This window comes from Sphingomonas sp. TREG-RG-20F-R18-01 (genome assembly GCF_022662475.1).
Lineage (GTDB): Bacteria > Pseudomonadota > Alphaproteobacteria > Sphingomonadales > Sphingomonadaceae > Sphingomonas.
On the sequence record NZ_JAKNQQ010000019.1, the window covers coordinates 1 to 18,707 of the forward strand.

Annotated in this window: 18 protein-coding genes and 1 pseudogene; 14 read left to right on the plus strand and 5 right to left on the minus strand. The window is 60.6% G+C overall.

Annotation, left to right across the window (positions count from 1 at the left end; all coding sequences use genetic code 11):
- Positions 1-895, plus strand: an 895-nt coding sequence (locus tag L8K25_RS21160) for a DUF4238 domain-containing protein (RefSeq protein ID WP_242141012.1), incomplete at its 5' end; no start/stop codon positions are given.
- Positions 896-916: 21 nt separating this feature from the next.
- Here the strand turns inward: L8K25_RS21160 and L8K25_RS21165 are convergent.
- On the minus strand, positions 917-1,207 hold the full coding sequence (locus L8K25_RS21165; RefSeq protein ID WP_242141013.1) for a hypothetical protein: 291 nt from the start codon (positions 1,205-1,207) through the stop codon (positions 917-919).
- 341 nt (positions 1,208-1,548) lie between these two features.
- Here L8K25_RS21165 and L8K25_RS21170 point away from each other — a divergent pair, with 341 nt between their 5' ends.
- The 7 genes and pseudogenes from L8K25_RS21170 to L8K25_RS21200 all read left to right on the plus strand — a co-directional run bounded on the left by L8K25_RS21170 (position 1,549) and on the right by L8K25_RS21200 (position 6,935).
- Positions 1,549-2,130, plus strand: coding sequence for a ribbon-helix-helix protein, CopG family (locus L8K25_RS21170; protein WP_242141014.1), 582 nt, complete (start codon positions 1,549-1,551; stop codon positions 2,128-2,130).
- Positions 2,127-3,647, plus strand: coding sequence for a relaxase/mobilization nuclease domain-containing protein (locus L8K25_RS21175; RefSeq protein WP_242141015.1), 1,521 nt, complete (start codon positions 2,127-2,129; stop codon positions 3,645-3,647). The genes L8K25_RS21170 and L8K25_RS21175 overlap by 4 nt, the downstream gene beginning before the upstream one ends.
- A complete protein-coding gene (locus tag L8K25_RS21180) occupies positions 3,644-4,735 on the plus strand; it encodes a hypothetical protein (protein ID WP_242141016.1) in 1,092 nt (363 codons plus the stop codon). The genes L8K25_RS21175 and L8K25_RS21180 overlap by 4 nt, the downstream gene beginning before the upstream one ends.
- A 347-nt stretch (positions 4,736-5,082) precedes the next feature.
- Positions 5,083-5,401: pseudogene (locus tag L8K25_RS21185) on the plus strand (BrnT family toxin).
- On the plus strand, positions 5,382-5,714 hold the full coding sequence (locus L8K25_RS21190) for a BrnA antitoxin family protein (RefSeq protein WP_242141017.1): 333 nt from the start codon (positions 5,382-5,384) through the stop codon (positions 5,712-5,714). Before L8K25_RS21185 ends, L8K25_RS21190 begins: the two are co-directional and overlap by 20 nt.
- A gap of 1 nt (position 5,715) precedes the next feature.
- Entirely contained in the window at positions 5,716-5,973 is a 258-nt protein-coding gene (locus L8K25_RS21195) for a hypothetical protein (RefSeq protein WP_242141018.1), read from the plus strand.
- Between the two features lie 98 nt (positions 5,974-6,071).
- Positions 6,072-6,935: a bacteriophage abortive infection AbiH family protein gene (locus L8K25_RS21200; protein WP_242141019.1), complete on the plus strand. Its 864-nt coding sequence runs from the start codon at positions 6,072-6,074 to the stop codon at positions 6,933-6,935.
- Between the two features lie 238 nt (positions 6,936-7,173).
- On the opposite strand, the gene L8K25_RS21205 is transcribed toward L8K25_RS21200, so the two are convergent.
- Positions 7,174-8,315 (minus strand): IS3 family transposase gene (locus L8K25_RS21205; protein ID WP_242141020.1). Its coding sequence is split into 2 segments (ribosomal slippage): positions 7,174-8,075 and positions 8,075-8,315, totalling 1,143 coding nucleotides; the frame shifts between segments, so codons are not numbered across the junction.
- Positions 8,316-8,371: 56 nt separating this feature from the next.
- Positions 8,372-9,427: a phospholipase D family protein gene (locus L8K25_RS21210; protein WP_242141021.1), complete on the minus strand. Its 1,056-nt coding sequence runs from the start codon at positions 9,425-9,427 to the stop codon at positions 8,372-8,374.
- Between the two features lie 146 nt (positions 9,428-9,573).
- On the opposite strand from L8K25_RS21210, the gene L8K25_RS21215 reads away from it, so the two are divergent.
- Positions 9,574-10,044: a hypothetical protein gene (locus tag L8K25_RS21215; protein WP_242141022.1), complete on the plus strand. Its 471-nt coding sequence runs from the start codon at positions 9,574-9,576 to the stop codon at positions 10,042-10,044.
- 96 nt (positions 10,045-10,140) lie between these two features.
- Positions 10,141-11,199, plus strand: a complete 1,059-nt coding sequence (locus L8K25_RS21220) for a DUF3800 domain-containing protein (protein ID WP_242141023.1) — start codon at positions 10,141-10,143, stop codon at positions 11,197-11,199.
- 24 nt (positions 11,200-11,223) lie between these two features.
- On the opposite strand, the gene L8K25_RS21225 is transcribed toward L8K25_RS21220, so the two are convergent.
- Both L8K25_RS21225 and L8K25_RS21230 read right to left on the minus strand, forming a co-directional pair.
- Positions 11,224-11,844 carry a hypothetical protein gene (locus L8K25_RS21225; RefSeq protein WP_242141024.1) on the minus strand — a complete coding sequence of 207 codons (621 nt, stop codon included), beginning with the start codon at positions 11,842-11,844 and terminating at the stop codon, positions 11,224-11,226.
- Entirely contained in the window at positions 11,811-12,731 is a 921-nt protein-coding gene (locus L8K25_RS21230) for a hypothetical protein (RefSeq protein ID WP_242141025.1), read from the minus strand. Before L8K25_RS21230 ends, L8K25_RS21225 begins: the two co-directional genes overlap by 34 nt.
- Before the next feature lie 427 nt (positions 12,732-13,158).
- Here L8K25_RS21230 and L8K25_RS21235 point away from each other — a divergent pair, with 427 nt between their 5' ends.
- From L8K25_RS21235 to L8K25_RS21250, 4 genes are all read left to right on the plus strand, one after another.
- The gene (locus tag L8K25_RS21235) at positions 13,159-14,178 is read left to right on the plus strand and encodes a nucleotide-binding protein (protein ID WP_242141026.1); all 1,020 of its coding nucleotides are present in this window, start codon (positions 13,159-13,161) and stop codon (positions 14,176-14,178) included.
- A gap of 423 nt (positions 14,179-14,601) precedes the next feature.
- A complete protein-coding gene (locus L8K25_RS21240) occupies positions 14,602-14,889 on the plus strand; it encodes an XRE family transcriptional regulator (protein ID WP_242141027.1) in 288 nt (95 codons plus the stop codon).
- Between the two features lie 25 nt (positions 14,890-14,914).
- On the plus strand, positions 14,915-17,923 hold the full coding sequence (locus L8K25_RS21245) for an N-6 DNA methylase (protein WP_242141028.1): 3,009 nt from the start codon (positions 14,915-14,917) through the stop codon (positions 17,921-17,923).
- On the plus strand, positions 17,920-18,645 hold the full coding sequence (locus L8K25_RS21250) for a hypothetical protein (RefSeq protein WP_242141029.1): 726 nt from the start codon (positions 17,920-17,922) through the stop codon (positions 18,643-18,645). Before L8K25_RS21245 ends, L8K25_RS21250 begins: the two co-directional genes overlap by 4 nt.
- Positions 18,646-18,707: the final 62 nt, after the last annotated feature.

Consider the following 18,707-nt stretch of genomic DNA (forward strand, 5'->3'; position numbering starts at 1 on the left):
AGAGCACGAAAATCGGGTGACAATGACGCAATCAAAACCGCAGGCACCTTCGCAAGACCACCATTTCATACCAAAATTCCTTCTGCGCGCCTGGGCAGGCGACGATCGAAAGGTTGCGTGTTGTTGGCCCCGTGATGACGGGATAGTTCGCCCGGGACGCCTCAGCCCGAAAAGCTTTGGCTATAGAACGTTGCTCTATACCACTCAGGGCTTGCCGCCGGAGCATGCCCAACAAATGGAAGATAAATTCTTCAAGAGGCTCGATGACCGAGCAGCCAAAGCCCATGAGCTTTTAGTGGCAGGGCGCGTCGGAGAGCTGACCGACGCCACGGTCTTAGGGTGGGCGAACTTCGTCATATCGCTGTGGTTTCGCACACCCACCGACATTGATGGTCTGGGAGAATTCGTGGACGCTTTCAAGGATCCGGACTTCAGCGAGTCCAAGTTAGGAATGGCGACACCGGAGGCGCTTCCCGATGGCGCCTATAGTGCGCTTCAGATGGAAGCGGTCCGTGAGGCGATCTATGATCCGGCGTTGAACCAAGCGCTCGTAGACATGAATTGGTATTCGCTCGAGACGGAGACCTCACGCCGCTTCATGATCTCGGACTGGCCTACGCACACGGCTCAGAACCTGCCGTTTCTTGGGCATCCCAACTCGTATATCGCCATGCCGATTTCACCGAAGCGCATCTTCATCGCCGCAGCGTCGGACACTTTCATTCACGAGGTGCTTCATACGCCCCAGGCGTTTCTGGTCGATCGCGTAAATGAAGGGATTGTCGCCCATGCCAGGCACTTTGTCGGCTATGCCGATGAGGGAGAAGTTCCGTTCATCAAAAGCCATTTTGCAAGCGCGCCACGCCCATCCGTCGCGGGCACTATTCGGAATTGAGTGTGAACGTCGATAAGCCGATCATGCCTCCGCTTTTGTCCCGGATGTTTGGGGGATCGAGGTTAGGTGTGAGGCGACTGCCGCTCCACCATGCTGGTTGATAGCCGACGCGATTGCCTTGGCATCCGACTTCTCAATCGCGGCGATTTTTACGCGCTCCAGGGCTGCGAGTAGGATAGGCCGGCCAGCGTCGCGTGCAGCGATTTCTGCGGCCTTTGCTTGCTCGTCGAGTTGAGCAAGCTCCGCGAGTAGGGCCTTCTTGCGCATTTCAATGGTCGGGAGATCGGCTGGTTTAGAAGGCGAACGCGGCATTGGCTTGTCTCCTGGGATGTGCTGAACCAGCTAGCATGATGTCGGGGGACTGCTAAGATTGCTAGGGATTTTGATAGAGCTTGAATCGCTTAAATCCAAAACAAACGGCGTGCGCCGAAGGTGGATATTTGAGGATTATCGACGCGAAAAATACGGGCTGATGATTTGAAGAGCGGACTTACGCCAGACAGTTGCTCCGGCTCCGCGTCTGTGAGAAGATGCAGGGTGCGGGGAAGATGCAGAGACCCGATGAGGCTGTTAGGGTAGGGATGGCAGGATATGTCTCATGGCACCATTGTCGGACATTGGTTCATGAGGATCCGCTGCTCGGGGCTTGAGAAATGAAGGTTACGGTCCGGCTCAGCGATGACCTTACGGCGGAGATCGATCGGATCGCCGCGGCGAATGGGCAGACGCGTAGTAGCTGGATCACCAAGGCGTTGACGATTGCGGCAGTCTCCCCGGCCAGCCAAGATGTTCCGGTCATGCCGGTGCAGGGCAGGGGGCACCCGGACGACTACATCCGGGTGACGGTCCGACTTAACCGCAGTGAGATGGAAGCCATCGACACCGTTGCTGCACCGATGCGGCTGACGCGGAACGAATGGATCAAGCGCACAATCCGTTGGCAGCTTTGGGATAAGGCGGCGCTGCTGCGGCTTGCACCGGTCACCCAGACTGAGATCGGTAAAGTGCGAAAGCAGGTTCTGGCGATCGGGCGAAATATCAACCAGGCGGTCCACGCCATGAACGCCGCCAATCAGCCGGAAAGCTCCCTCGACATCGCTCGGATCGCGGGCACGTTCCTTGAGACCTGCGGCGACTTGCGGTCGCTTTTGATCGAGGCCCGGCGCTCGCTGGCTTCATCCATTGGCGGCGAGATCGGCTACTGGACCCGCAGGGATGAAGGGCAGGGCCAATGAGTTTCCGGTTCTCGTCCGGTACGATGGACTCGATGGCTGGCGTGTTCGCACCACCCAAGAAGTACCGCATGGGATCAGGTGGGAGCAGCGCTAACGGCCCGAAGGCCGGAGGCACGATCCTCGGCATGGCCGTGGCATCGATGTTCCCCAAGCCGGCATCATCGACGGGATCCCATGCGAGCAGTCAGACAAAGCTCGCGTTCGGGGGAGGGTCACACACGCGCGTGAACAACCGCGCGGTGATGGCTGCGGAGCGCACGTCGCGTCGCGTTCCTGAGGCGGTAGTGCGGGTCACGGGAGGACAGCATGGTGGCGGCCATGTGCTTGCGAACTTCGCGTACATCAGTCGCCTGGGTCACGGCGACGAGAAGGAACTGGGTCTCGAAACGAGTGAGGGCGAGATCCTTCGGGACGGTCGCGAGATGCAGTTGCTCGCGAAGGAATGGAACGATTGGGAGATGGACGGCGATGCACGTCGCAAGGGTGCAACGTCGCTTTCCATGATCCTATCGATGCCGACAGGCACCGATCCCGAGCGTCTCAAAGGTGCGGCCCTGGACTTCGCCAGGGAAGAATTCGCGAACCGCTCCTGGGTCGCTTCGCTCCACGTTGATCGCGATCACCCGCACGTCCATCTCACGATTGCACGCCGCGATCATGACGGCCGACGCTTCCATCCCAACCGCGATGATCTCTTCCGCTGGCGCCAACGCTTCGCCGAGAAACTGCGCAATCGCGGCATCGAGGCGAACGCTACACCGGCAAGGGCGCGGGGTATCGACCCCAAACACGAGCCGATCGCCGCTTTAAAAATGCGTGAGAAGGGGCAGGTCCCGCAGATCGACAAGAGCCGCATGGCACGTGTGCAACGTCTCCGCGAGCAGGGGGTCAAAGATCCAGTCTTTGCCATGCTCGCGAGCCGGCAAGCAGCGGTCCGCGCGACCTACACGCGCTCGGTCACCGAACTATCTGCGTCGCCCTCTGCTGCCGACCAGCTCGTTGCAAAGAGCCTGGAACGGTTTGTCGAGACAATGCCGCCGCCGGAGCCCAACTCAGTCAGGGCTATGCGCCTCGTGAGCGAGAAGGACGCGGAGCCCGTCGTCGCCGCGCCTGTCCGCGCGCCTATTCGTATCCCCGACGTATCGGCATCTCGCGTCGATACCGGCATCGACAGATTACAGGCATTGCATGACCGGCTTACCGCGACTGCCGCGCCGGACGCTCCGACAAAGTCGCCAAGCGACCAGCGCCAGCGGGGAGTGGTCCCGCCGGACGACGTGGCAACGCGGATACGCGAGATCGTAGAGAAGAGCCGCAGCGCTCCCGGAAGGGATGAGGATCCGGATCAGGCCGGTACGCTAAGTGATCGGCTGCGATCCATCACCGAGAAGATCAGCGGGCCTGCTGAGCTCACCGACTTCACGAGGGCTCACGAGATCATACGTCAGGCCGAGGAGCGCAACCGGGAGCGGCTTGACCGCGATCGCACAAAGGACAGGGACGGACCAGACCGATGAGTTCCGATGCTTCTGCTGTTGCGCTGGCGGCCCTGATGGACGCTGTATCCTCGCTTCGAGGGGAGGTGGCAGCCCTCGCCAGGAGCAATGCTCGGATCGAGGAAACTCAGCTGGATATGCAGCGTCGCCTAGATGTGATCGACACCGGCCTGGCTCCGATCTCGAACCTCTTAGCCTTCCAAGAAGCGATCCTTGCCAGCACTGTCGAAGGAAGCGCCGCCACCCATAAATGGCTCGGCCTGGTTGCGCCGGTCCTGGACAGAATCGCCGATCAGTCCGATCACAGCCGCGACGCAATCAGCGCACTTCATCAGAATGTCCTTCGGACCCAAGAGGCCGCCGAAACCGGTCAGAGGCGGGCCGCCGGCATCGCTTCTGGCCTGGAGTTTATCGCGGAGCAATTGACCGCGGCCGTCGCCGAGAGCCGCAAGCAGCAAAGCGCGGATTTTGCGACAACCGGCGAGCTTATCAGTTTCACGCGTGCGGCCGTGTTGGGCCAGCCGGCGCCTTTGCCAGTCCACCTCGAAGACAACACCATGTTGGAGCAGTTCATCCTGAACCAGCCGGCCGACCTTACCTCCAACGACCGCGCCTTGGTCGACTGGCAAAACGCCCTCGCTGCCGTCAGCACCGAAGACCTGATCACCCTTCTTGTGAAGCAGCAGACACCATCCCCGACCGACACAGCGCAGACGCGCCTCCTCCGGTATCGCCTTGTGGCAATCACGCGAGCCAAGATCGAAGAGCGTGGAGCGGTGCCGCCTGCGCGATCCACGACGACGCGGGCGACGGACCGATCGGCAGCGACCGGCTTTGAACGATCACAGGAGCTTGCCGAGCTATGGCGAGCAGGGGAAAGCGCGGCATTGTATGCCGAGCCCGAATTGGCCGGTGCCGTCGATGTTTTCGACGCCTTGGAGAGCAAGATGGGCCTGTCCGAGAAGGATGACGCGCCGCCCGAGCTGAAAGCGCTCCATCGCGACTTAGCCAAGCGCATCGGACTAGGCGAACGGCCCAAGCTCGGGGACGGCCGACCTGCCGAGCAACGTGAGCGCGGAATCACGGTCGAGCCCAGCAAAGATCGCTAGCGCGACGGTCGCCGCTGAAGCCCGGCCTCAGACCTGCGCCCACGTGTGCGAGATCAGTGAGGAACTCTGCAAAGACCACTCCGACCTCCATGTCGTCAAACGGAAGACTAGAGGTGTCGTCGAAGCGTTCAGCCAGTCCCGAACTCGGCGTCGCAGGATAGGGGAGACCGGCAATCGCAGCGCATTGAGTCGTAGGAAGGTTGGCGTGACGGTGTCGAACTTCGAGTCACCTGTCGCGGTCGACATCCTTGCGTTGCCGCTTTTCGCCGAAATCTCTCGAGAATCCAGTCCCGGCGGAGAGAAGGCTTCATGTTTACGGGGCCTTGAATAACGCCAAAAACGTAATTATGTTTTTTGGTATGCTAGCGCGATTTACGTGGAACGGCCGCGAAGGCCGAAAGCAATCTGAAGAAGCACAAAGTCAGCTTCGAGACCGCAGCGCGGGCGTTCGCTGATCCATTCGCCTTGAGCGAGCAGGATCGAATAGAAGGTGGCGAACAGCGCTGGCAAACCCTCGGCCTCGTGGAAGGGCATCTCCTTCTCCTCGTGGCCCACACCGTCGCCGAAGAGGGCGACAATGATGAATATGTCGAGGTCATCCACATCATCTCGGCCCGGCGAGCCGAACGGACGGAAAGGAAGCGGTATGAAGAAGAACGGCGATGATATCGTTCGCTTCGAGCTTGATCCGGGCAATCTGCCCCCGTTGAGCGAGGCGCAGAAGGCCGAACTGGCCGCATTGGAAGCGATGCCGGATAGCGAGATCGATTATAGCGACGCGCCGGCGTTGCCCGAGGAGTTCTGGCAGAACGCCCAGCGCGGCCGCTTCTATAAGCCGATCAAACAGCAGGTGACTGCCCGTCTCGACGCCGACGTGCTTGCCTGGCTGAAGTCGGCCGGCAAGGGCTATCAGGCTCGCATGAATGCGATTCTACGTCGCGAGATGCTGGCAACCGTCAAACAGCGGCGCCGCGCCTGAGATGGCCATCGAACCCTTCGTCCTGATCGTGGCCGACCACGGCAACCGCATCTTCTCGGTCGAAGGGCCGATGGTGAATGACAATCCCTGGTCCAAGCCTGTCGTCGACGCGAAGGAGGGCGGCACGCGCGACATTAGGTGTTTCGTGCCGGGAGGACCAGCTCGGCACGACGTCGACATTGCGGCGCGCGAGTATCAGCGGGAGTACGATTACACGCGCGTCGATCCCGGCTCCATCGTCCGCCGCACGCTCTGGTAGGAGCGGGTGGTCTCGGCGCGCCACGCTCAAACGGAAGATCTGACGCGTTTGTCACGCGACGCGGATCATTTGGCGCATCGGCCTAAACAGCGGGAAAAGTGAGCCGGCTCTACGTCATCGGCAACGGTTTCGACCGGTACCACGGCATCCCGTCCGATTATCGCGATTTCGCGGCCTACCTGCGCGACGCCGATCCAACGACGTTCCGGATAGCAGAAGAGTTCCTTCCCGTAGGTGGCGACGGATGGGCGGATTTCGAGCAGCGTCTTGCGGAGTTCGATGAGGATCAGGCGATCGACTATGCCTCGCAATTTCATAGCGACGAGCGCCACGGGGATTTTCAATACGAGCTTCAGCAGATCGCTGGGGCCCTATCGACAAGACTGAAGACCCATTTCACCGATTGGGTGCGCGCCTTGCACATCCCCCAGCGCGCTGAGGTACGCCGCCCTCTCGCCATCGATCCGAACGCTCGGTTCCTGTCGTTCAACTACACGAGCACACTCAGACGGGTATATGGCATTCCGCCCTCGCGCATCTTGCATCTCCACGGCTCGATCGAACGAGCGAATGAGGATCTTGTTCTCGGACATGGCTGGGAACGCGCGCCGGAAGATAGTCGCAACTTCGGGACGGAAGGGCCAGACGACGACTGGCGCGTCCGCGACGGGATCTCCTACATCGATGACTTCTTTGCGGCCACATTCAAGCAGACCGACGATCTGATCGCTCGCAATACCGGCTTTTTTGAAGCGTTGGGAGACGTTTCTGAGGTGCACGTGATGGGCCATAGCCTTGCCCCCGTGGATGCAGCCTATCTCTACGAGATCGAGCGCCGAACTCGGTCAAATGCACTCTGGACGGTTAGCATCTTCAATGATCTGGAGCTGCGTCAACAGCGGATGGCGAGCCTAGGAATTGCCTCTCAGCGACTTCGATTTCTGACGATGGGAAGCATGTGATCGCCGTGCCGCGGGATCACCGAGGCTAACTGTCCGCACAGTAAACTAAAATGGTGGCTGAGCGGGTTCAGGCCGGCGGCGTATAATCGTGCTTGAGCAGGCGACGACGCGCCATCTGCAGCTCTTCACCGGTAAATAGGCCGCGCCATTCCGGTTTCAGGATCAGCGCATCAACAGACATGCCCAGCTGCTTCTTCTCCCAGAGCTTGGTGAAGCCGTATGAGTAGCCCCTTGTTTTCTAGACGCCCTCGGCTTTCAAAATCTGCTGCCGTTCGAACTCGACGGGCGAGCGCATACCGTTCCTGACCCGCTTGCGCACCGGGTTATAGAACATCTCGACATAATCGAACACGTCCTGGCGAGCTTCCTCGCGGGTTTTGTACGTTCGGCGCCGGATGCGTTCGCGCTTGAGCGAGGAGAAGAAGCTCTCGGCGACGCCGTTGTCATGGCAATTGCCGCGTCGGCTCATCGAGTGCTCAAGATTGTGAGCGCGTATGAAGGCAGCCCAGTCAATGCTGGTGAACTGCGAGCCCTGGTCCGAGTGGATCAACACCCGGTGCCTGGGCTTGCGTCGCCATACCGCCATGTGCAGCGCCTGCAGCACCACATCGGTAGTCTGCCGGCTCTGCATCGACCAACCGACCACGCGGCGAGAATACAGGTCGATCACGACAGCCAGATAGGCGAAGCCTTCCAGGGTGCGAATGTAGGTGATGTCTGTCACCCAGGCCCGGTCTGGCGCAGCCACGTCGAACTGGCGGTCCAGCGTGTTGTCGACCGCCAGGGACGGCTTACCGCCATAGCTGCCGGGCGTGCGCTTATAGCCGATCTGCGCCTTGATGCCCGCCAGTCTGGTCAACCGGGCAACGCGGTTCGGGCAGCAGGTCTCGCCGTGATCCAGCAGATCATCGTGCAGCTTGCGGTAGCCATAGACCTTGCCGCTGTCGTTCCACGCACGCCGGATCAGTTCCGTCTGCCGAGCATCTTCCCGAGCCCGCTGGCTCAGCGGGCTCTTCTGCCATGCATAATAGCCACTCGGCTGCACAGCGAGGCACCGGCACATTGCCCGAACGCCGAAACGATCGCGATGCTCAGCAATAAACGCGTATCTCACTTGGCATCTCGAGCGAAATACGCGGTGGCTTTTTTTAGGATGTCGCGCTCCTCGGTCACCCGGGCCAGCTCGCGCTTCAACTGGCGGATCTCCGCATCCTTGCCAGCATCGCCCAACACCTGACCCGCCAGCTGCCGCTTCCAGACATAGAGCGAATGCGGACTGACGCCGAGCCGCTGTGAAACCTCCGCTACCGGATACCCGCGGTCGGTGATCTGGGCTACCGCGTCACGCTTGAACTCATCGCTGAAATTGGGCTTCCCCATCGTCGCCTCCTGTCCTCAAAATTAGGATCGAAGGCGTCCAGAAATCTAGGGGCTACTCAGTAAGTGCCGCGCATTGGGTCGCCGCCCACCAACATCCTGGCCGTCCGGACTCCCCCGAGGTCACCCAGGATCTTGCTGAATTTATGGGGATTGTAGCCGATCTTCCCTGCATCGACGGCGAGCTGGCGCATTGCCCGCTCGAATGCCCGCTCGCTCGGCGCGGCCTGTGACCGTGTCAGCATCTCCATAGCGGTAGGCAAGTCGATTAGGGCGTGGCGCTTGTTCGCGTCACCATGGTCGCGCAGGGCGGCGTCAGCGAGCGACGCAAGGATGCCGCTGTCATCCTTCGTGACAATGAGCGCCCCGAAAGCAGCGAACCGGATGTGTTTCGCCTCGCGCACAAGCCGAAGGTTGCGGCGGTCAGCCGGCGTGGGAAGCGCCTGCCACAGGCTATATTCCGGGTTACCGCTCGACATGTCGAAGTCGAGAACCCAGTCGCTGCCGCCAATCAGGTGATTCCAATCTGCATAGGCGGAGACAGAGGTGTCGAGACTTACCGCGCCCTGTCGTTCCGTGATCCAAGTCTGGTCGTCGGCTGTCAGCGCATCCTTCCAGAAGGCAAGCTTCACTTGCCGCCAAACCGGATGGCTCGGAGCATTCTGATAAGCTGCCAGCAAGTTGCTTACCAAACGCTTCCCCGTGGGTCGCAATTTCGCGCGGGCCTTCCACAGCGCTGTGGCCCGCTCAAGGTCGGGATCGCTGATCTCGTGACCGGCCGCGAACACCCGGCCGAACCAATCTTCGATCTCGTCGAGCGTCACCTGATCTTTGACGCGGACATTTGCCTCCAACCAGGCACGCAGATCTGCGCCCTCGACCGCCAGGCCATTCGCCGACGCATTGGAGGAGCCCACGACGGCAGCGCCGAACGTCCAATAGACCTTCGCGTGCAGTGCGGGATGGCTCTTGAGCAAGATGCTTGGCATGTCGCGCAGCCTTCGAATCTCGGCTGGGTTACAAGCACCGGATTCGAGATTGCAGAGGATTTTTGCCTTAATCTCGTGCCTGTCGAGCCCGAGCCGCTCGATGGCGCCATCGCCCCAGAAGGCCACGGCGACCTTGGCATTACTCGCGCCGATCAGAATCCGTTGGATTTAAACCAAGGCAGCCGTTTCGTCCAGCAATGTCATAGCGAGATTATAGGCCCCAGTTTTTCGGGCGGCTTGCACTCGGCCGCGCTTCGCGTGAGTGTAACGGCATGCAACACGAGGTAGTCCAAGGCAATCTGCGGCAGCTCGCGTTCGATTTCTTCTATTGGTTCTCCCGTTTCGAATATGCGCTCAAAGATGGTCACTTTCTACGCTCGGAGGTTGTCGGTATCCCGGCTGAACCGAGCTGGAAGAAATTCTGCCAGAGGTATCGAGACGTCTACAAACCGGGGCCGGCAGCAAAAGCGCTTTTGGACGCCAGCCCGGAGCGCCAGATCGTGGCGACAGGAGGCGGTCTCGATTTCGAACCGGTGCCATTCAATCCCGGCGTGCGCGATCTCGACAAAGTCGCCGAGCTCGCACGCACGGTGCGTAACACCCTGTTCCACGGCGGAAAGCACGGCAGCAATTTTTGGGATGATCCTACCCGGATGGAATTGCTCCTGAGGACCACAATTGACGTGCTGGACGAACTCGCGAAACTGGGCGATCTGCAGGCCGAGTATCGGCGCGAATATTAGCTCAGACCGCCACTCGGCACCCAGCGTCGCAGCGACGTCGGCGTCGGCCGCGTATTCTATAGCTAACCCTATCGCCTGGCTTCAGGATCGTCGCGTATGGAATGCTACCGAATCGACGAGAGCGGCTTTACGGGCTTCGACCTGTGGAATGCTCAGCAGCGCTTTCAGGGTGCGAGCGCAATTGCGATCGAGGACGATGATGCTGCGCGGTTGATCCGAGAACATTTTCCGCTCTTGCAAGCACCAGAACTCAAATATCGCGTACTTGCCCGCCGCCCGGGTGCGAGACCACGGCTAGTCGCCTTGCTCCGCGACCTCTTGGGCGGGTTCAAGTCCGTCACCTTCGTTCTCGAAAAGCGCTTTCTGCTGGCTCTAATGTTCATCGACTATGCGGTCGAGCCTTATTGGTATCGCCGAGGCGTCGACTTCTATGCGGATGGCCGCAACTATGCTCTGGCTTCTCTGCTCACCATGGTGGGTCCGAGCTTGCTCGGCAGACCGCAACACGACGGCCTGCTGGTGGCGTTCCAGCGCGCGATCAAAGAGAAGACGCCCGAGGCGTTGATCGCGTTGGTTGCCACGGCGCGGCGCTTAAAATGGCGCGAGATGCCGGAAGCGCTCGAGCCGCTGGTCAGATGCGCGCCGGAATGCCTTGAGGCCATTCGAACGCGGGGCGTCAGCACGGATGTCGCCTACATTCTCCTTCAGGGCTTGATCACGCGCATGGAGGTGATGTCCGATCGCCCCTATTGCGTTGCCCACGACCGGTCGAAGAACCTCGAGAGCTACGAACCGCTGCTCCAGCGATTGATCGCGCATGATCGGGCCGCCGAGTTTCGGCAGACCGCGATCACGACCCTCAAATTTCCGCTCAAGCTTACCTCCGTGACGCAGGTCGATTCAAAGGAGAGCCCAGCCGTGCAAATGGCAGACGTCCTGGTCGGGGCTGCCGTCGATGCGGCGAATGGCCTCGCGGGATTGAAGACCGGCGGCCTTGATCCCGACGACGTGATGCCGCTCTTTGGCGATGACCAATTCATTCATCTCGTGCCGTCAGTTGATTTCGAGGAGCAACGCCAATTTAGACAGGGCGGGCAGGGCGCCGAGCTCATCGACTACTTCTCAAACCACTTCGTCGATCCCGCAAACACGTGAATGGTCTGCCGTCCGCCGCGAGGGTCACGTCGCTTGGTAGAAGCGTGCAATTAAGTCGGCGAGGTCGAGGCCAGAATGCCCAAACGGCGTCATATCGAGAACCTTGCCGCCATGGTCGCTGACAACTCGAAGCGGGCCTGGCTTGACGTCGAGTGTCAGCACCACTGACGATAAGGATGACACTGCCAAGGCGGCGTCAGCTTCATTGCCTGTCAGGCCGCTGCCTTTCGCAGATCGGTTGAGTAGATAGGGCCCGTGCAGTGCGGCATAGAGTGCGATCGCGTCTTCGGATTGAAAGGTCCCAAACCCGAATCCACCATGACGCTCTAAACCGGCATCTTGGCGTGCAAACCCGAAAACGGCGGTTACGTCGATTGCGCTCTCCGACATCTGTCGCTCAATATAGGCATTCAGGCTCGCCTTCTCGCTGGTGTCAGCGATCGCGCCAAGTTCGATCTGAACCTCTCTCGGAATAAACAGCGCAAACTTGGTTGCCGGCAGTTCGGTTGCGAGGTGCAGGTCGAGGCACTGGAGCAGGTTCCAGACGTTGCCGTCGATCGTCACGGCGATGCGTCCATCGGTGCGGTGGCGGTAGGGCACCGATGGCAGCCTCAGCCGAGCCCGAACAGCGGCAATGGCGTCCACGCCTTGCCTTCTTGCGGCATGATGTACATTTCTTCGATCGGCACCATCGGAACGTCGATCGCCAGGAAGCGCCTCAAATCCGACGTCAACGCTTCCTGCCCAAACTGTGCGACCAGGATTACCGCGCAGGCAGCGATCGCGCCGAAGGCGTTCGCAAGTGTCGCCTTTTCGAACTCGAATTCACGATTGTGTTTCACGCCGTTATAGGCGGCATACCAAGACAGGGACTTGCTGGTCTCCGGCTCCGACCATCCCGCGAATGGCGCGATCGGATCGATGTCGGGATAGCGATAGAATCGGACGACATAATCTCGAAGGAGAAGCGGATCGGCGAGCTTCAAATAGTGCCCACTATTGTTCGCCCGGCCTCCGTTCGCTTTCAGAATTCCACGCCAATGCATCTCCACCTCGGTGGACGCCAGAATCAGAATATTGCGGATTTCATGGCCATAGGCGGCGAATGTCGCCGGGGAAGGCTGCACCACCCGACAAATTGCTGTGAGCGCATCGATCAAGGATTCGAGCTGGTTCTGGGCGTCAGTAATATAGCGTTCGTCCCCTCGCGCATCCGGCATCGACAGCTTGCCGTCTCCCGCCAGAACGATGGGCCGTGCCACGCGGCAATGATATTGCCCCGGGGCTAGGATCATGCGCCGGAAGGGGCCCGGGTTATCGGATCCATCGAGCCATGGCGTTAAGCGTCGCAGACACTTCCAGATCGTTTCGTCGGGATCCGCAGCATAGTAGGTTCCCGCGCCGGCTTCTGGATTGCTGATACCGCACAGCGTCGCGGTCCGATCGGTGATACGCCATAGCTGCCCATGCCCAGCATCGACGTTGCGAACGTACCAGCCCTGATCTTCATTCCCGGTTCGAGCCATTGCCACGAATGCCGCCTTTCTGTCGTTGTCGCGGCCTACGCCCCACCTCCGTGTGGGCCGGTCGCCGCAAGGGCGGTTGGTGGACGCCGCCGCTCCGGCGCAGGTACTTGGCGCTGCCCCCGGCGCCCTTCCGATCGGCCTTCGCGCCGCTCGCTCCTTCAGCCCGTTCCCCGCGAGGCGGCCCTGCGGTTGAATTGCGATGATTCCCATTTCAATGTGGTCGAATGATGATTGAGGAAAGGGGCGGGCTGCCCGTCTCGGTGCGCAGGGTGCGTATCAAAAGGATCGTTGATCGCGAAAGCGCCGTTTTCCTTACATATCCCCCAGCTACCACGTCGGGTGCACGAAGCTGATGCGATCGCGTCTCGGCGGCTCACGTGCTACGCGGCCCTAAGCCCATCCGTTCCTCCGCACCATCGAAGTCGATGCAAGCATGACCAAAAAGACCCCCTTCCATATTTTCTTTTCCTGGCAGAGCGATTCTCCCCGAGAGACCAACCACGGCGCGATCGGGAAGGCGCTTAAGGCCGCGTGCAAGAAGTTGGGTGTGGAATACCCCGACCTGACGCTCGTTTCCGACGAGGCGACCCGGGGCACGAGCGGTAGCCCAAGGATCGTGGACAAGATCGTCGAGAAGATCGAGGCGGCGGGCATGTTCGTGGCGGACATCACCACCGTGACCGCGGCCGGTGCGGGGCGGCCCTGCCCCAATCCCAATGTCATTTTCGAGCTGGGCTACGCCGTCGCGACTTTGGGCTGGGACCGGGTCGTGCTGCTGTTCAACGGTGCCATCGGTAGCTTTCCCGGCGACCTCCCCTTCGACCTGGCCGGAAACCGCACGAGCCGTTACGACCTCGCCGTCGGCTGCACCGCCGCGCAGTACGCCAAGCTCGAGAAGCTGATGGAGGTCGCTGTCCGCGCGGTTATCAGCAAGGACCCAAAGCGGCCGGCGGAGCTGAAGGGCCTTTCGCGCGAACGGATCGAACACGACCGCGACGTCGAGAACATGCGATGGCTAATGGAGACGCTCGACTTGCCGACGCTGGATCAGCACGTGAATGACCTGCCCAAGCTCGTCACTGATCGCGCGATGTGGTTTCATGAGCATTACAAGGGTGTGGCCGCCAACCCCCTTTTCAACGTCTATGACTCCATCCTGCGCGATGCCGTCGAACGCTTGCTCCAGGCCTGGAACGCAGCGATGGCTCACGGCACGCAATACACGCCGTTGTCGCAGGGGCGTTATTCTTTCATCAGCCTCGGGGACGCGCCGCTCACCCCAAATCGTCAGGTCGCTTGGGACGAGATTGAGGCTGCCCGCAGAGACATGGCGGAATGCATCTCGCTTATCCTCAACCGCATCAGATCGGCCTATCTCGAGATCGACGTACAGCGGACCAATGAGCAGGCTTGGAAGGAGTATGTCGACTTCCATCGCCAGATCGAGGCGTAGAATAGGGGACATAAGGTGATATAGCCCGTGTGCTGGTAGTCTCGCCGCGACCTCGATCGATGCGCCGCAAAGGCTGTGGGTTGGCATACAATTCAGAACACTCTCACCTGTCTTCGCATTGCCGCCTGGGGACTAGCCCCGAAAGTGCAACCCCGGCAGATGATGCCCAAGCCATTGGTTCTGCCCCGGACCTATTATGACACGGGGGTTTGTTCGGTGCCGATGGAACCCATCGTGACCGGCTTTGTCCACGACATTACATATAGTTGCATCGCTCGGAGGCGCCGTCCCGCTTTTGCGCGGATGTCTGCATACCGCAACGCCCGAGGGAGGCGCCCCGATTGCACACATCAATTTATGTGTTATGACACATCAAATCGTGTGCGCTTGCACATCAAACACTTTGTAGGATGAAACGGTGCTGTGCCATACGCCGAATTCCTTGCCGAGCTTGAACGCGCAGGGCTCAGCGTGCGTGGCTTTGCTGACCTTATTGGCATGAATCCGAATTCAATCACCAACTATGCCGGACGGGGCGAACTGCCCCAGCATATTGCGCTCGTCGCCGTCTTGGTCGCCGAGATGGCTGCGGGTGGCCTCGACTATCGACGCGCGATCGCAAAAGTTGCGCCAACGAAGAAGCCGCGCGGCGCGACCCGGCCCGGCCACTTTGGCGGCGATCGTCAGGCCACCCTGGATGTGCTGTCGTGAAAGCTGATGCTTCCGAGGCCGGATCATGACTGATTGGCTCGCGCGGCTCGAACCATTCGGTGCCGATCGCCAGGCGCTGCACTTGCTCGATACCGACGGTCCCGAGCTGCTACCCTATGCGACGCTGACCACCGCACGCCGCGACAGTGGCTCGATACTGGGAACCGTCAGCGCGGTATATGAATGGCAAGACGCACCGCTGATCTTCTTGGTGGACGCCGATCAGATCAAGAACGTCGCAGAAATTCACCAACTCCGCCGAATTCTCGCGATGCGCGGCGACGCGCCTTATCTTGGCATCGTCGCGCCCGGCCGGCTGGACGTCTACGCGATCGCGCTCGATCGCAAAACACCCGCGCAGGCGCGGGTGTCCATCGACGTGTCCGGTGAGACGGGCAAAGACCTTTTTCCGCACTTGGCGAACCGTCGCCCGAGCGCTGCGCGCACTAAGCAGAGCTGGGTTTCCAATGTGGTGCTCAACCTCCTGACGGAGGCGATCGATCAACTGATCGGACTTGATCTTGACCATGGAAATGCGATTTCGCTTGTCGGAAGGGCCCTGTTTGCACGCTTCCTAGGCGATCGGGCGCTCTTGCCTGCAGACATGAAAGCACCCGAAGCGGCCGCAGGTCTATTCGACAACGCTGCCAATGCCAAGGCAGCCTGCGCTTGGCTGGACAAAACCTTCAACGGTGACCTGCTGCCGCTGTCAGCGAATATTTTCGAGACTTTGCCTCCGGACGCCTATCACGTGCTCGGCAACATCATGATGCGCGCGCCTGGGGGCCAGCTTTTTCTTGGCTGGGCAGAACGATGGGATCAGCTCGACTTCGCTCATATCCCCGTCGGGGTGCTGAGCCAGGCGTATGAACTTTACCTGCGTAGCCATGCCCCCGAAAAGCAGCGCAAGGAGGGCGGCTTCTACACGCCGCGGCCGATCGCTGATCTGCTGGTCCGAGCGTCCTTTCGGGCGCTAGATCGGAATAGCTCGAGCGCGTTTGCCCGCGTCCTCGATCCAGCGGCCGGCGCCGGTGTCTTCTTGCTAACGGCTTTTCGCGAACTCGTCGCGGCACGATGGCGCGCTGACGGCGAGCGCCCCGATACCCAGCGGTTGCGCGAGATCCTCTACGGCCAGATCACGGGTTTTGACATCAATGAGGAGGCGCTGCGCTTCGCTGCACTCGCACTCTACCTTGTCTCGATCGAACTCGACCCGCAGCCGCAGCCGGTCGACAAACTTGGCTTCGAAGATCTTCGCGGCAAGGTTCTCCGCCTCGTCGCCAACGAGGAGGGGGAACCTGGCGGTGCCTTGGGCAGTCTCGGTCCCCTCGTCGGGGAAGACCATCGAGGTCGGTACGACATCGTTGTCGGCAACCCACCCTGGTCGACCGGCACCAAGCTAGCCGATTGGTCCTCGGTATTAGCGACGGTCTCGCGCATCGCCAGCGAACGATCCGGCGCGAACATTGCCCCGCCGCTTCCTAACGAGGGACTCGATCTTCCGTTCGTCTGGCGCGCAATGGAATGGGCTAAGCCAGGCGGCCAGCTCGCATTCGCGCTCCACGCTCGCCTGCTTTTCCAGCAGGGCGACGGCATGGTCGATGCGCGCAGGATGCTCTTCCAGGCGCTCGATATCACCTCGGTGATCAACGGTGTCGAACTGCGCCAGACCAAGGTCTGGCCAGAAATCGCAGCTCCATTCATTCTGTTGATCGCGACCAACCGCGTGCCGGAGCCGGGCGCAGGCTTCCGATTGATTAGCCCTCGTCTCGAAACGGCGCTCAACGCCTCGGGCACGATGCGCATCGACGCTCATTCGGCCGAGATCGTCGCGACGCAGCAGATGGTCGAGACGCCCGACATCCTCAAAATCCTGTTCCGTGGAACGAAGTCTGACCTCGGCTTGGTTCAGCGGATCCGCGGCAAGGACTTTCCCACGCTTGAGACATTCTGGCGCGAGGCAGTCGGCACTTCGTCACGGGGTCGTTTGGCCGGTTCCGGGCAAGGGTATCAGCAGCTTCGGCTGAGCAGCCGCACCCGAAAAAGCGGAGACGGACTTCCTGGCGCGGATGCGGCCTACCTGCACGGTCTCCCCGAAGTCACCGTCAACTCCCTTGATGAACTGCTCATCGATACCAAACGTCTTCAACCGTTTCGGCATGCACGCATACATGACCCCCGCGATCCGATCCTATTCGACGCACCGCTTATGATCGTTCACAAATCCCCGCCTGCCGAGCGGGGACGCATCCGCGTAGGCGTCGCTGACCGCCAAGTCGCCTATAACGAGAATTTCTACGGCTATTCGCCACGTGGCTTCGAGCACGGCGACGCGCTCGCGCGCTACCTCGCTCTCGTGCTCGGCAGCAAGTTTGCCCTTTGGTTCACGCTGATTACCAGCGGCGAGTTCGGCTTCGAGCGAGAAGTCATTGAAAAAACCGCACTCGATCGCATTCCGGTTCCCGACTTCCGCACCCTCGGGCCAAACGGCCGGGAGGAGGTCGTTCAACTCTTCAAAAAGGTCCGGAAATCGGCTTCCGCTTGGGAGGATGTAGATAGCTGGGTGGCAAAGCTCTACGGCCTGGCTGTGGGTGACCTTCAAATTATCACCGACACGCTGGCTTATAATCTTCCCTTCGCCGACGTTAAATTAGCCGCTCAAGCACGGCCGGCCGAGTCGGCAACCGAAGGTTTCTGCGCGCTCATCCAAGACCAGCTTACCCCCTGGGCTAAGCGGTTCGGTACCTCACTCACCGCTCGTATGATCTCAAGCCGTCCAACCTCACCGTGGATGGGCCTTCTCCTGCAGACGGGCGGCAACACCTCTGTCGTCGTCCAAAGGGATTGGGAGGCATTGCTCTCGGTCGCCGATGCTACGGCCGCGACCGAGATGGTTGTGGAGGACGAGAGTGGCGCGCTCCTCATTGGACGTCTCGCCCAGAGCCGCTATTGGAGCGATACCCAGGCGCACCTGCTGGCCCAGCACATTATCTGGTCGCGCCTCGACTTCCTCAAGGGGCGCGGCCGCGGATGAGTTCGTCGGTGCTTTCGCCGCGGTCGGACCAGATCGCGGAGCTAACGCGCGGTCTCGATTTGCCCTTGGCGGCGATCGATGAGGTTTATCTGCAAATCATTGCCGAAGGCGTTGTTCAGGCGTTCGGGGACGTTCGCGCCAGTGCGGCCACCTCCGTCACGACTGGCGACGAGGCCGAAGTTACGGCGCTGCTCGTGGCTAGGCTCAATCGCATGAGTGAAGAGGACACAGTCTGGCGTCAACTCGTCACTTGCGTTGTGCGGGGCGCAGAGAGCCTGAGCTACAACGGCGCGCACCTAGAAAAGCGCCCGGATCTCTCAATCCTCTTGTCCGGCCGCGCGCTGCGCTTTCCCCTAATCGCCGAAGCGAAGATCATAGACGCCACGCGCGGCGAGAAGCTCTATTGCAGCAAAGGCCTTAGGCGTTTCCTCGACGGTCAATACGGCTGGGGTGGCCGTGAGGCGTTCATGATTGCCTATGTACGGGATGCGACGACAATCGCGGGCCGCCTCCAACCCTATCTTGCGCAAGCAACTCAAACCGCGAGCTACTCCGTTCAGGTCGCTCCCAACGCTCTCGGAGTTGCACATTGCGACTCCGCCCGATCAAGCCACGGTCGGGATTTCGTATATTCGCATACGGCTTCGCCCGCGAACGATCCGGGGGTCATCGATCTCTGGCATCTGTGGCTCGATGCATCGTCATCGCCAGCACCGGGCTAGATAACAAACGTCTCGCGAGTGCGTTTTCCCCGTTTACGGCGGGTCGAATGGATTGAGCGAGC